Source organism: Streptomyces sp. NBC_00154 (assembly GCF_026342835.1).
Classification (GTDB): domain Bacteria; phylum Actinomycetota; class Actinomycetes; order Streptomycetales; family Streptomycetaceae; genus Streptomyces.
Map to the genome: position 1 here is coordinate 1 of NZ_JAPEMI010000005.1, position 13,992 is coordinate 13,992.

At 68.4% G+C, this 13,992-nt stretch carries 9 protein-coding genes; 7 read left to right on the forward strand and 2 right to left on the reverse strand.

The window, feature by feature from the left end:
- Positions 1 to 117: 117 nt before the first annotated feature.
- The 3 genes from OHA03_RS47085 (at position 118) to OHA03_RS47095 (ending at position 2,750) form a co-directional block, all read left to right on the forward strand.
- On the forward strand, positions 118 to 597 hold the full coding sequence (locus OHA03_RS47085) for a hypothetical protein (protein ID WP_267010089.1): 480 nt from the start codon (positions 118 to 120) through the stop codon (positions 595 to 597).
- Positions 598 to 759: 162 nt separating this feature from the next.
- On the forward strand, positions 760 to 1,404 hold the full coding sequence (locus OHA03_RS47090; protein WP_267010090.1) for a helix-turn-helix transcriptional regulator: 645 nt from the start codon (positions 760 to 762) through the stop codon (positions 1,402 to 1,404).
- Positions 1,401 to 2,750: an MFS transporter gene (locus tag OHA03_RS47095; protein WP_267010091.1), complete on the forward strand. Its 1,350-nt coding sequence runs from the start codon at positions 1,401 to 1,403 to the stop codon at positions 2,748 to 2,750. Before OHA03_RS47090 ends, OHA03_RS47095 begins: the two co-directional genes overlap by 4 nt.
- A 67-nt stretch (positions 2,751 to 2,817) precedes the next feature.
- Here the strand turns inward: OHA03_RS47095 and OHA03_RS47100 are convergent, their stop codons facing one another.
- Positions 2,818 to 4,452: an IS1182 family transposase gene (locus tag OHA03_RS47100; protein ID WP_267010092.1), complete on the reverse strand. Its 1,635-nt coding sequence runs from the start codon at positions 4,450 to 4,452 to the stop codon at positions 2,818 to 2,820.
- A gap of 268 nt (positions 4,453 to 4,720) precedes the next feature.
- On the opposite strand from OHA03_RS47100, the gene OHA03_RS47105 reads away from it, so the two are divergent.
- The 4 genes from OHA03_RS47105 to OHA03_RS47120 all read left to right on the forward strand — a co-directional run bounded on the left by OHA03_RS47105 (position 4,721) and on the right by OHA03_RS47120 (position 12,511).
- Positions 4,721 to 8,101, forward strand: coding sequence for a Tn3 family transposase (locus OHA03_RS47105; RefSeq protein ID WP_267010093.1), 3,381 nt, complete (start codon positions 4,721 to 4,723; stop codon positions 8,099 to 8,101).
- 5 nt (positions 8,102 to 8,106) lie between these two features.
- Positions 8,107 to 11,016 (forward strand): NACHT domain-containing NTPase, encoded by a 2,910-nt coding sequence (locus OHA03_RS47110; protein WP_267010094.1) that lies wholly within the window; start codon positions 8,107 to 8,109, stop codon positions 11,014 to 11,016.
- Between the two features lie 198 nt (positions 11,017 to 11,214).
- A complete protein-coding gene (locus OHA03_RS47115; protein ID WP_267010095.1) occupies positions 11,215 to 11,793 on the forward strand; it encodes a recombinase family protein in 579 nt (192 codons plus the stop codon).
- 64 nt (positions 11,794 to 11,857) lie between these two features.
- Positions 11,858 to 12,511 carry a phosphotransferase gene (locus tag OHA03_RS47120; RefSeq protein ID WP_267010096.1) on the forward strand — a complete coding sequence of 218 codons (654 nt, stop codon included), beginning with the start codon at positions 11,858 to 11,860 and terminating at the stop codon, positions 12,509 to 12,511.
- 202 nt (positions 12,512 to 12,713) lie between these two features.
- Here OHA03_RS47120 and OHA03_RS47125 read toward each other — a convergent pair whose 3' ends face one another.
- Positions 12,714 to 13,418 carry an AbiV family abortive infection protein gene (locus tag OHA03_RS47125; RefSeq protein ID WP_267010097.1) on the reverse strand — a complete coding sequence of 235 codons (705 nt, stop codon included), beginning with the start codon at positions 13,416 to 13,418 and terminating at the stop codon, positions 12,714 to 12,716.
- Between the last annotated feature and the right edge of the window lie 574 nt (positions 13,419 to 13,992).

Genomic DNA, 13,992 nt, shown 5'->3' on the forward strand with positions numbered 1-13,992 from the left:
AGCTAGGCCTCGTTCCTGCGGGCCCAGGACCGGATCGATCGTTCACAGTCACGGCACTAACATGCTCGGATGCCTACCGAACCTACCTCCGCCGTGCCGCCGGATCTGGTCCGACGGATGGTGCGCACGACTTTCGGGGGGCGCGCGACCGAACCACAGCCGCTGGCGGCCGGCGCCTGGTCTCAGGCGTTTGAGCTGACCATCGACGACGTGGAGGTGGTACTGCGTATCGGCGCGCACGGTACGGATTTCGCCAAGGACGAGCTTGCCGCCCGCTTTGCAGGACCCAACCTGCCGGTCCCGCCGGTGCTGGCGAGGGGCATGGTCGACGCCTGGCAGTATGCGATCTCGGCCCGCGCGCACGGGACCGGGTTCGACGACCTGTCCGCTTCCGACGTGCGGGTGCCGGTAACAACCGTGTCACCGATCCTGCTGGCTTATTCCGTGCCCAGCGGGGCTGACGGCTCGTTGGCCAGGACAGTAGCGGCCGTCTTGGCGTTCCCGGTCGCGGGTGGGGTGTGGAATAGCAGCACGGGGCCCGTACCCGCTGGCGATGCGAGCCACCTTGCCCGACTCGGCCTCTCCCTCGCCGCGTGACCGAGCAAAACCAGCAGGATCGTCACCAGCCGCAAACGGCGGTGATCTTGTCTAGTCCGGTTACCGACGCGGTGCCGGTGACACGGACTACCAGCCAACTTTCCAAAAGAATTTCTGCAAAAATACTTTTGGAAAATCTCTGGTTCGCCCTACTCTCCCGTCATGGTCAGCGAAGAGCAGAAACGCGTACTCGATCCCGAGCAGGACGCAGCAGCCCTGAAGGCACTCACGCACCCGCTTCGTATCCGGTTGCTCGGGATGCTGCGGCAGGACGGCCCGGCCACCGCGAGTGAACTCGGGGTCAAGGCCGGGGAGTCATCCGCTTCCACCAGCTATCACCTGCGGGTGCTGGCGAAGTACGCGTTCGTCGCCGAGGCCGAGCACCGTGACGGGCGGGAGCGCCGCTGGCGATCGGTGCACTCCCTGACCTCCTGGAGCAACAAGGCAATGCAAGCCACACCGGGCAGCCGCGCCCATGTCAGCTTGTCCCGCAGGGCCCAGATTGAGCACCTGGAGGCTTCTCTCGCCCGGCACGAGGCCGACATCGCCGACGGGCGGCTGGGCCAGGAGTGGGTGGAGCCTTCCGGGATCGGCGACTTGATGCCCCGCCTGACCCCCGAGTCGCTCACCGAGCTCTGCGAGGTGCTCGACCGGAAGCTGGAGGAACTGACCACCCGCGATGCGGGAGATCCGCGCGCAGTGCAGGTCATGTTCCTCACCGCCGGGCTGCCCCTGGCTCCGCGCGACGCCGGCTCTGAGCCGGACACCTCTGCCCCGGCAGGGACAGATGCCCAGGACGCGTCATGACCGGGCCACTGGACATACGCACCGCACGCCGCCGCTACGTCACGGTCTGCGTTCTGTTCTGGCTGCCGCTAGGACTGACCATCGCTCCGCTGATCCTGCTGTTCACCGAGCGAGGCATGCCCATGGTGACCATCGCGGGCTTCTTCGCCGCGCACTCCCTCACGGCCGCCGCGCTGGAACTGCCCACCGGAGGACTGTCCGACGTCCTGGGACGCCGTGTGGTGCTGGCTGCCGCCGGCCTTCTGAACCTGGCCGCCTTAACCCTCCAAGGCCTGGGAACTACTCCCTGGCTGCTCGGACTCGGCATGGCCCTGATGGGCGCAGGCCGTGCCCTGTCCAGCGGACCGGCCGAAGCGTGGTACGTCGACACCGTCCACGCGCACTCCGGACCCGACGCAGACCTGCGCACCGGACTGGCCCGCGGCGGCTCCGCGACATCCGCCGCCCTCGCAACCGGCACCCTGTTCGGTGGTGCCCTTCCCTGGCTGCTCGGACTCGGGCCCGACCTCGGCGCCCGAATGAGCAAGGCAACTTCCGATCTGGTGCTGCCCCTTTCCGTCCCGCTGCTGCTGGGCGCGGCGGTCGAGATCGCCTTCGTCCTGTACGTCTTGACTGCTCTGCCCGAGCCGCCCCGGCCAAGGACCAGCCTGCGCGAGGTACTCCGAGGCATCCCGGCCACCGTCATGGGCGGACTGCGGTTCGGGGGCCGCGACGCGCTGGTCCGCCGGGTACTCCTCACCGCAGCGGCCGCCGGCAGCGCCCTGGCCGCTATCGAACTGCTCACGCCAGGCCGTGCCGCAACCCTCACCGGCGCATCGGAGTCGGGGGCGGTGCTCTTCGCCGCACTCGCCTGCGCTGGATTCGTCTGCTCCGGGATCGGCAGCCACCTCGCACCGCTGGCCGCCCGGCTTGCGGGCAGTGGCGAGCGTGCAGTCATGGCGAGCCTCGGCACCAGCGCGAGCGGCCTGCTTCTGCTCGGGGCCACCGCAGCCTTCACGACAGTGGGCTCCACGGTCCTCGCGGCCATCGGCTACGGCCTGGTCTACCTCGGGCTCGGCATAGCGGGACCGAGCGAGAACGACCTCCTGCACCGCCGTGTCGCCAGTTCGGGTCGCGCCACCGCGCTGTCCGTCCAGTCCCTCGCCCAGCAACTGATGGGAGCTCTCACCGGCTTGATCATTGGGGCCCTTCCCTCAGGCCCGCTGCCCTGGCTGCTGGGAGGCACAGTGCTGCTGGCAGGAGCCCTCCTATGGATTCACCGCAGCGGGCCCACATCCCCGACCCCGGCCCCAGCATCTCAGCCGCATACCGTGTCGTCTTCCCCGAGCACGGCCGAACTGCCCTGACCCTCCAGGTCAGAGGACTGATCACTGCCGTTTGCGGCTGGTGAAGATCCTGCTGGCTCTACTCGGATCACGCGGCGAGGGAGAGGTCGAGGCGGGCAAGGTGGCTGACGCGGGTACGGTCGAGCGGGTGGCCGTTCCACCAGGCATCGAGCCGAATGAGGTTGAGCGCAACGGCGGAGAAGACGTGCTCCAGATGGGTCTTCTGGAGACCGAGGTAGCGGGAACGTCTCATCCCGGTGACCGCGATGGCCTGGTGGATGGTTCCCTCCACGCCCGCGCGGGTTCCGTACTTGGCTCGCCACTGCTCGTCGGCCTGTTGAAGGCGAGCATGGTCGAGGGATTCTTGCAGCTCGCGGGGTTGCAGGGAGAGAGTCCGGCCGCCGGTCTTCGAGCGGGTGCACTGGTTGCGCACCGGGCAGGGGCGGCATGTCTCCTTGTCGAATTTGATGACGATGGCCTTGGTGCCGCGCTGCGTGGCGGGGCTCCACCAGGTGCTGGTGTCCCCGCGTGGGCAGGTGGCCTGCCGCTTGTCCCAGTCGATGGTGAACGCGGTGCGGTCGAACCCGGCGCCGCCACGTGCCTGGGGTGAGCTGTTCAGCAGGACCGGAGTGACCAGGGTGACCCCGAAGTTCTTCTTCACGCCCACGATCAACTCGGCGGAGGCATAACCGGAATCGAGGAAGTGCTCGGCGGGCAGAAGATCACGGGCGGCGAGCATGTGATGGACCGGTTCGGTCATCTCCGCGTCGGTCACTGTGGCGTCGGTGGTCGCGATGCTGGTGATTTGGCGCGGCGGCGGTCCGTCAGCTCCAGGGATCATCGCCTGGCCGGTGGCCGCGTCCCGGTCATCGGTTTCATCGCAGGACTCACTGATGTGGACCTTGTACCCGGTCCACCAGGAGCCCTGCTTGAGGCCGTAGCGCGCGTCCGTGTCGTACGGGGAGGCCAGCCGCACCCTGCCGGGCGGGAGGTCTCCGCTCTCCCGCCGCTTCACCTCCGTCCCGGCCCCGGTCACGGTGCGGTGGTAGTTCTGCGTCCACACTGTGCGCAGGACCTGCACCGCCGGGAGTTCGCGCAGCCAGGCCGGCGCGTCAGGGGCGTGCACCGCCTCCAGCATTGCAAACCCGTCCCGGCCGTAGACCAGGGCCATCTCCTCACGTTTGCTCGTAGAAGCCGGCGGATGCCAGGAGTGGGTCCGCGGGCCGTAGCGTTCGGCCCATTCCCGTACGGGCACCGCCTCGGCCAGCCAGTCCGGTGCCGCGCAGGCCAGCGCCTCCAGCGCGGCCCGCAGCGTCTCCCCGGCCAGCTCCAGCCTGTTCAGATCGCGTACCGCCGCCAGCACGCGGGTGGAATCCGTGCGCTGCTGGCCGCCCGCCTTCACCAGGCCCCGGTCCTTGAGCGCGGTCAGCAGCAGGTCGAGAGCTTTCTCCTCCATCCCGTGCTCGACCAGTCGCGTGCGGAACCCGGACAGCACCGAGGCGTCGAACCCGGGATCGTCCAGCTCCAGGCCGAGCGCATACTTCAGGTCCATGCTGTACCGCGCCCGATGCGCCGCCGCCCGGTCGGTGAGGTTCTCAGCGAACTGCAGCACCGTCACCAGCGCCAGCTGGCCCGGTGACCAGCCCGGCCGTCCTCTCGCTCCGAACGCCTCGGCGAACTCGGCGTCCGCGAACAGCTCGCCCAGCTCGTCACGTACTCGCATTGCCAGCGGGTACGGGCCCCGTGCTGCGACCGATCGCGCCACCTGCGCTGTCAGCTCGGGCACCTTCGGCCACGGCCACGGCTGCATCGACATTCCACACCCCACCCGCGACCGGGAACGCCAAGACGGCCGCTACTGTCCTGGCCAACGAGCCGTCAGCCCCGCTGGGTACGGAACAAGCCTGCAGGATCGCCACCAGCCCCAAACCGGGTGGATCTTTACTGGAGTGGCCGTTCTGACCAGGGGATCTCCGGCATGATGTGCAGCCATGGGCCGGCAGCCGGTGGGCATGGACGAGCTGGTCGAGCACTGGACGGTGCTCGATGACGAGTTGGAGCTTGTCGCGGGGAAGCGCGGTGCGACGCGTTTGGGCTTCGCGCTGCTGCTGAAGCACTACACGCAGCACGGACGGTTCCCCCGGGGCCGGGCGGAGCTCCCGGATGAGGTGGTCGCCTTCATCTCCAGGCAGATGAAGATGCCGGCTGCGGAGTTCGACTCCTACCAGTGGACCGGCAGCACGATCGAGTACCACCGTGCGCAGATACGTGAGCACCTGGGGTTCCGGGTGTGTTCGGTGCAGGACGCGGAGAAGCTGACGGCCTGGCTGGCGGCCAATGTCGCGCACGCGGAGCGGAATGCCGACCGGGTGCGCGAGGAACTGCTGAAGCACTGCCGCGAGGAATCCATCGAGCCGCCGACGCCGGACCGGATCACCCGGATGGTCCGCTCGGCCCTGCACACCGCGGAGGAGACCTGGTTCGCGCGCATCGCTGCGCGGCTGACGGCGGAGGTGCGGGCCAGGGTCCTCGCCCTGGTAGCGGCCGCTGACGATGCCGAGGTGGAGCAGGACGGCGCCGCGGCAGAGGACGGTGAGTGGGTGCTGGCTCTGGCCAAGGCGATGCCGGGCAACGTCAGCCTGGAGTCGATGCTGCGGGAGATCCGCAAGCTGACCGCGATCCGGGCGATCAGCCTGCCCTCGTTGCTGTTCGCAGACGTAGCGCCGAAGGTGCTGGCCTCCTGGCGGCAGCGGGCGGCCGTCGAATCGCCGTCTCACCTGCGCCGCCGGTCGGACGAGGCGGCCGTGACCCTGCTGTCCGCGCTGCTGGTGGAGCGGGCGCGCGAGGTCACCGACTCGCTGGTGGACCTGCTGATCGCCACGGTGCACCGGATCGGCGCACGCGCCGAGCAGAAGGTGACGAACGAGCTGATCAACGCCTTCAAGCGGGTGTCTGGCAAGGAGAACATTCTGTTCACCATCGCCGAGGCGTCCTTGGCCGCGCCGGACGGCGAGGTGCGCGAGGTGGTCTTCCCCGCTGTGCGGGGTGGCGAGCAGACGTTGAAGGAGCTGGTGCACGAGTACAAGACGAAGGGGCCGGTGTATCGGCGGACGGTGCAGACCACGCTGAAGGCGTCCTACACCAACCACTACCGCAAGGGCCTGATCGAGCTGCTGGGCGTGCTGGAGTTCCGCTCCAACAACTCCGCGCACCGCCCGGTCATTGACGCGTTGGACCTCGTGCAGCGGTACGCGAAGGCAGGGAATACCACCTATTACCCGCTCGGGGAGAGCGCTCCGGAGCACCGCGGCACCACCGGGCAGTGGGCGGAGCTGGTGCACCGGGCGGACAAGCGGGGCCGACGCCGGATCGTGCGCATGGTCTATGAGGTGGCCACCTTCCAGGCCCTGCGTGAGCAACTGCGGTGCAAGGAGGTGTGGGTGGTCGGCGCCGGGCGATGGCGCAACCCGGACGAGGACCTGCCCAAGGACTTCGAGGCCCGCCGCACCGAGCACTACGGAGAGCTGCGCAAGCCGCTGGACCCGGCGGTGTTCACCACGTCTCTGCGGGAGGAGATGGAGCAGGCCCTGGCCGACCTCGATGAAGCCCTGCCGGAGCTGGACTGGGTGGAGGTCAAGGAGCGCAAGGCCGGGGCGATCAAGTTCAACGCGCCGGAGGCGCAGGAGGAGCCGCGCAACCTGCGCCGGGTCAAGAACGAGGTGAGCCGCCGTTGGAACGCAGTGCCGCTGATCGACATGCTCAAGGAAGCGGTATTGCGGACCGGTTGCCTGAACGCAGTCGCCTCGGTGGCCGGCAGCGGGCACCTGGCGCCCGAGGTGTTGGCCGAACGGCTGATGCTTGCGATCTACGCCTACGGGACCAACACGGGGATCCGGTCGGTGGCCGGCGGTGCACACGGCCACACCGAGGAGGAGATCCGCTACGTGCGGCGCCGCCACCTGACCCCGGAGGCGGCCCGGCAGATCGCCATCGAGATCGCCAACGCCACCTTCGCCGCCCGCGACGCGGGGCTGTGGGGCGCCGGGTCGACGGCGGTGGCCTCGGACTCCACGCACTTCCGCTCGTGGGACCAGAACCTGTTCACCGAGTGGCACTCCCGCTATGGCGGCCGCGGCATCCTGGTGTACTGGCACGTCGAGCGGGGGTCGGTGGTGGTGCACTCCCAGACGCTGCGGGCCTCCGCCTCGGAGGTCGCGGCGATGGTCGAGGGCGCCATCCGGCACGGCACCACGATGAGCGTCGAGGGCAACTATGTAGACAGCCATGGCCAGTCCGAAATTGGCTTTGGGATCACGCGGCTGCTGAACGTGGACCTGCTGCCGCGGATCAAGCAGATCAACCGGGTGCGGTTGTACCGGCCGACCGCCGGCGAGCCCGGCGCCTACCCGAATCTTCAGGCGGCGTTGACCCGGCCGATCCGCTGGGACGTCATCAACGCCAACTACGACCAGGTCATCAAGTACGCCACCGCGATCCGCACCGGCACCGCCTCCACCGAGGCGATCCTGTCCCGCTTCACCCGGGCCGCCTCCCATCCGGCCTACCAGGCGATGCTGGAGATCGGCCGCGCCCAGCGCACATTGTTCGTCGCCCGCTACCTCCTCGACCGGGACCTCCAACGGGAGATCGAGGAGGGACTGAACGTGGTGGAGTCCTGGAACGCGGCGAACGCGGTGATCTATTACGGCAAGGGCGGGGAGATTTCCTCCAACCAGCGCGAAGAGGTGGAGATGGCGGCGCTGTGCCTGCAGATCCTCCAGGCGTCGCTGGTGTACGTCAACACGCTGATGCTCCAGGACGTCCTTGCCGAGCCCACCTGGGCCGAGCTGCTCGGCCCCCGCCGACCGCCACGGCCTGACCCCGCTGTTCTGGTCCCACGTGCGCCCCTACGGCGAAGTCAGGCTCGACCTCACATCCCGCCTCGCCATCGGCCCCGCGGGAGCGGGCCGATGACGGCGAGGCGGTGGGCCGCAATATCTGGTCCGTCATCGGCGTCCGCGCAGTGCCCGCACGACCTCCGCGACGGCCCGCAGGATGCTGGCGCGGTCCTGCGAAGCGGTGCCCTTCAGCGCCAGGCAGGTGATGGTCACCGCGGCGCTCGCGAGGATCACCAACCCGGCCAGCAGCACCGCCGCCCACCAGATGTCCATGTGTCAGTCCTCTCCCTAGCGGCCTTACCCGCCCCGGACGAGGCGGCCACGAGCACCCTCGCCACCACCCCCGAGGGTCGGCCATGGATATCGGATCGCCGGATTTCCGGCCGCAAGCCCCCAGGTCACAGCGCCGTCCGGTCCTGGGTCGCCGGATCACGCCGGATCGGATCAGCCCCCAAGCGGAAAGGGAGGAAGTGAGCACGATGGAAGAGCCCGCGGGACGCCAAGCTCTGGCGGCGCAACTCGGACAGCTCCACGCCGAGCTGCGTGAGCTGCGCCAGCCGGAGAGGACACAGAAGGCCGCGGTCGAGGAGGCTAACAGGCGCCGACGGACAGCTGCAGGCCGCCCAAAGGACGTGCCCTGGCCGCGCAAGGAAAGCGGCGCAGACCTGTCCCCTCAGACGGTCAACGACTGGTTCCCCAAACAGAGGGGCTCGAAGGAGCCCAGCGTGCCGCAGGACTTCGACGATCTGTGGTCCATGGTCGCCGTCATGCTGGAATGGACCGGGCAGCTCCGCGACAAGCCGTCTGTCGGCAGGCTCCGCCACCACTGGTACAAGCTCCACGAGGATGCCCAGCGCGGGACCAGCCTGGACGAGGAGGTACGCGGCTACCTTGAAGCCGTCTGGAAGGCCGCCCAGCAGCACCCGTATCCGGGCATTCCCGGCCAGATTGGCCCGCCTTCCCTGCCCGAGGTCTACGTGCGCCAGCGCAGTCGGCCTGTGGCCCGGGACGGGCACGTGCCCCGCGACGGCTCTGCCGCCGAGCCCGCTGAAGCAGTCTTCCTGAAGGCCGATCGCTTGTGCGTGCTCATCGCCGGCCCGGGAGGCGGCAAGTCCACTCTGCTGCGCACGTGGCTACGCGACGCGGCCAGTGTATGGCTCGGCAGCACGCAGACCGCCCGGAAGTCCTCTCCGGCAGTCCCGATCTGGGTGAGCGCACGCGCCCTCGCCGGGGAGGAGACGCAGGTACCCGATGCGCTCGCCGCCGCCACCAGAAAGCTCTCCCGGTATGGGCGGCACCCGGAACTAACCAGGGCCCGCTTCCTTGAGCGGCCGTGCACCGGGGCGCACTGGCAGGTGCTCGTCGACGACCTCGACGAGCTTCCCAACGCGGACGAGCGTTGCGCCGTTTTGCAGAAGCTCGCCAACGCTGTCACGCAAGACCCACCGCTGTACCGGTGCGTCGTGGCCACCCGCCCCCTGACCGAAAACGAACTCAACGTCCTCGGCGGTGCGGCGCCGCATTACGAACTGCAGCCCTTCACCACCGATGATCTGCGCACCTACGTCGAAAAGTACTTCAGCACCCGGTGGCCACAGGAGGAGGCCACCCGCCGTGCCCATCAGTTCACCGGCGCGCTCCGCGACGCCTCCCTGGTCGAGCTGGCCCGCACCCCGCTGATGGTGTTCATGCTCTGCCAGCTCTATCTCGCCGACCCCGAACGTCCGCTGCCCGACGGCCGCACCGCGGTGTATGAGGCATTTACCGACCTGCTCTATGAGAACAACCAGAACAAGCGTGTCGCAGACAGCCACGAAGAAGCGATCCAGCGCCTCGCACAACAGCTCCAGAGTCCGCGGGCACGCAAGGCGACCGACGCTGCCGCACGGCAGGTTCACGAACGGCTGCCCGAGCTGATCGACTACCTGGCCCACCAATCGCTCACAGGACAGCAGATCCCAGTAACCGAGGCACTGGCATCGCACGAGGCCGTCCACTGCCCCGACAGGGTGCGCCCGAAGCGCTGGGAAACGTTCTTGGAGGACCTTCTCCGGCATACCGGCCTGCTGGTCCACCACGCGGATGGCCTCGGCTTCCCCCACCAGACCTTCCTCGAATACCACGCCGCCCGCCACGCCACACGAGACGAACAGGCGCGCGCCGAACTCCTCGACGAGCTGTTTCCTCCAGGGCAGTCCCAGGTTCCAGCCACCGAACCGTCCTACCTGGGCTTCCTCCTCGACGCTCTCCTCACCTGCCCCGGCGGCATGGCAGCCGAGACGACCAACAGAATCGAAGCCCTCACTCGTCAGGCGGGAGAGCGCGCCTGCGGCTTCCTCGTAGAGCAGGTGGCCTTGAGGACCAGCCTCCGCACCGCACCCACCGCGAGACAACTCACCCGCTTCGCTCAGGACAAAGCCTTCGACGGCTGGTGCCGCGTGCTCGCGGCCAAGGGCCTGGCCGGGGTGAACGGGTACCGGGACCGCGCTGCCCAACTTCTCGCCCAGCTCGCCAACGACGTCACCCTCCACCGTTCCGCCCGCGTGTGGGCGGCCCGGGAGCTGGCTGGGGTGGAGGGGTACCGGGATGCAGGTGCCGACCGGCTGATCGCCCTCGCCAACGACACCACCTTCGACAGCTTCTACCGCGTGCGGGCGGTCCGGGAGCTGGCTGGGGTGGAGGGGTACCGGGATGCAGGTGCCCAGCTCTTCACTCAGCTCGCCGACGACACCACCCTCGACAGCTCCGACCGCGTGCGCGCAGCCCGGAAGCTGGCTGGGGTGGAGGGGTACCGGGATGCAGGTGCCCAGCTCTTCACTCAGCTCGCCGACGACACCACCCTCGACAGCTCCGACCGCGTGCGCGCAGCCCGGAAGCTGGCCGAGGTGGAGGGGTACCGGGATGCAGGTGCCGACCGGCTGATCGCCCTCGCCGACGACACCACCACCTTCGGCGGCTTCGACCGCGTGCGGGCAGCCCGGAAGCTGGCCGAGGTGGACGGGTACCAGGATGCAGGTGCCGACCGGCTGATCGCCCTCGCCAACGACACCACCACCTTCGACGGCTCCGACCGCGTGTGGGTGGCCGCGAACCTGGCCGGGGTGGAGGGGTACCGGGACCGCGCTGCCCAACTTCTCGCCCAGCTCGCCAACGACGTCACCCTCCACCGTTCCGCCCGCGTGTGGGCGGCCGAGCACCTGGCTGGGGTGGAGGGGTACCGGGATGCAGGTGCCGACCGGCTGATCGCCTTCGCCGACGACACCACCTTCGACGGCTCCGACCGCGTGTGGGCGGCCCGGAAGCTGGCGGAGGTGGAGGGGTACCGGGATGCAGGTGCCGACCGGCTGATCGCCTTCGCCGACGACGCCACCACCTTCGGCGGCTTCTAGCGCGGGTGAGCGGCCCAGGAGCGGGCCGCCATCCACGGCGACGGGCGGAACTTGACGATGGAGACGTTCGTTAGGGGATCCCCCAACGAACAGACGCGATCTTGCTCGGCGGGAGACCGCGACCTGCAAGATCGCCGTCTCATTTAACGTGTCCGGTGATCTGTACGGTCAGCGGGGGCTATCCGTACACTCGGGGCCGTGAACGAGTCCATCGGCTACGCCAGGTGTTCGCTCGACGAACAAGACCTCACCGCCCAGCACGGCATCCTGCTCGGCCTCGGCGTCGCAGAGGACCGCATCTACCTCGATCACGGACTTACCGGAACCAACCGCGACCGCCCCGGGCTCGACCAGGCGCTGGCCGCCGTCCGTGCCGGCGACACTCTCGTCGTCCCCAAGCTCGACCGCCTCGCCCGCTCCGTGCCCGACGCCCGCGACATCGGTGACTCCCTCACCGCCCGCGGCGTCAAGCTCTCGCTGGGCGGCACCCTCTACGACCCAGCCGACCCGATGGGCAAGATGTTCTTCAACATCCTGGCCACCTTCGCCGAGTTCGAGGTCGACCTGCTGCGGATGCGCACTCGCGAGGGCATGGCCGTCGCCAGGGCGAAGGGGAAGCTGAAGGGCAAGCAGCCCAAGCTGACGGCTCGCCAGCAGGCCCACCTCGTCAAGGAACACGCCTCCGGCGAGCACACGATCGCCGACCTCGCCGAGCTGTTCAGCGTCAGCCGCGCGACGGTGTACCGAGTCCTCGAACGCGCCCGCGACAACGCTTGAGATCAGCACAGAGCGCGCTCACCAGGCAGAATATCGCCATTTGGGGCTGGTTACACGTTCGTTAATGGCACCCGACGTGGCGCTGACGCTGCCGAGCCTGCTGACCGCGCTCGACGCCATCGGCAGGATCGACCTTGCCGGCACCGCCGGCTACGGCATCTGGACTCCGGACGGGCGAGCACCGTACGACTCCTGGGTGGGCGCGCTGCTGGCCATCGGTACCGAGACGGCCCGGGTACCTGGCTGGCGGGCAGCACTGGCCGACTTCGAGATCGGGTTAGGGCCGGTGGAGGCCGGGCTGGCCGCACTCGCCGCACTGGCGCCGTACCTGCCCAACGAGCGCCGCATGATCCATGGGGACCTGCTCAGCCGCAACGTCCTCGCTGCCGGCGGCACCGTCACCGCCGTGCTCGACTGGGGCAACGCACTGTACGGCGACCACCTCTACGACGCGGCCTGGCTCATCTACTGGTGGCCGTGGTACCCGCAGTGGCTCTCAATCGACATCTACGCCGAACTGCTGGCCCACTGGCACGCCACCGGGCCGCTCCCGACCCACCTGCGCGAGCGCCTCCACGCTTACCTCATCCATATCGGCCTCGATGCCATCGCCTACTGCATCTTCCAACGCCGATGGGACGAGGTACGACACAACGCCGACACCGTGGTCACGCTGGCCAACAGCGCGCCGGGCGAGATCGCCCTCAACCACCCATGATCGGGCCCCCGTGACTGCAACCATCGGCTCCCAACCAACCGCGGCTTGAACGGCCGACCCGGTATACCTTCACGCTCACGGCACGAGCGAGTAGTCGTGCGACCACACCAGCCCCGCGACGGCGCCCGTGCCGTATCGAGCGCGCACCCGGGCAACTGAAAGCGCTCAGCCAGCGGGCAGCTGTGGGCGCTCGCAGGACCGACTATTCACGGTCCTGCCCTCCAGCTAGGAGGTCATCCTCCTCCGCTTCCGGATCGGTGCCGCCCCAGTCCTCAGGATGCGAGACGGGCAGCAAGCGAAACTGCTGCTGGTGCGTGCTGTCATACGGAACGGCAGTATTGGACTTCATGCGGCTGTGGTCGCTGATGAGCAGCATCTCAATGACCTGCGCTGCCGTCCGCAGGTCATCCGCCGTCGTCCCCGCCGGAATGGCGGGGGGAGAATGGACAGCTCCGTCGCTGTCGCGGTCTACGTAGAAGCCCCGCTGTTTGGCGAGGTTGGCCTCACGGGCTGCGATCTCCGCTTCCTTCTCTCGTTGTCTGTGAGCCTCCTCCCACGACTCGTAGTCCGACCCCAGATCGCGCATGCCGCTGTAGTCACCCCAGAACTCGGCGAGTTCGTCGCCGAAGACGACGGCCTGGAGGTACTTCTTCGTGTGGCTCCGCCCGTGCTGGGCTAGGGCATTCACGTTGCGCGGCGTCTTATCGCCTCGGCTCCAGGCGTTTTGGAAGACGTTGTAGATCCAGAGCGCCTTACCGAGTTCTTCCTGCGCCAGGACAGTGAGAGATCGCGCCCGCCCGTACGACCCGGCCGACAGCAAGGTGTGGGCATCGGTGATCAGTGAGGAGGCGTTGTCCATCAGTGCCTTCCAGAACTGGCGTGCCTGCCCTGGGCTCATTTCAACCATTGTTTCAGTGTGCCCTGCCGCACGGCCGTAGGGATGAGTAGAGCCGGGCACACACCTCATCGGCTGGGGCAGCCGCGATGATGCCCAGGCAGGCACATCACCCAGGTTCTGTCGCGGCGTCGGCGGACCAGTGCTGGCCGGGCGCGACCGCCCGTCGACTGGGAAGAACGCGGACACGCAACCCCGCAAATCAACCGCTCACTCGCCAACTGAGGTATTTAGTCATATAACAGACGCTCCGTTTTTCACCCACATGGCGGGCCATCGCCAATTCCAGTGGGCTGAAATCGGCTGTGCGCCGCTCTCGCGGCCCAGGAGCGGCTCCGAGGTCGCACCATACCGGCGACTTGGAGATCGGCCGCGGACGCCACCTTTTTGCGGGTCGCTTTTCGGCCGGAAAGCGAGATTTGCCCGGTTCCACACGCCGAGTGTGTCCTGTCGCAGTTAACGCGTGCGCCAGGCTAGACGGCGGTCACGCTCGAAGGGTCCACGGGACGAAGTTCGTCAGGCTGCCGCTTAGTCGCGGCGGCCACTGGCTGAACCTGGTTCCGTCGTCTCATGCGGGTGTACCTAT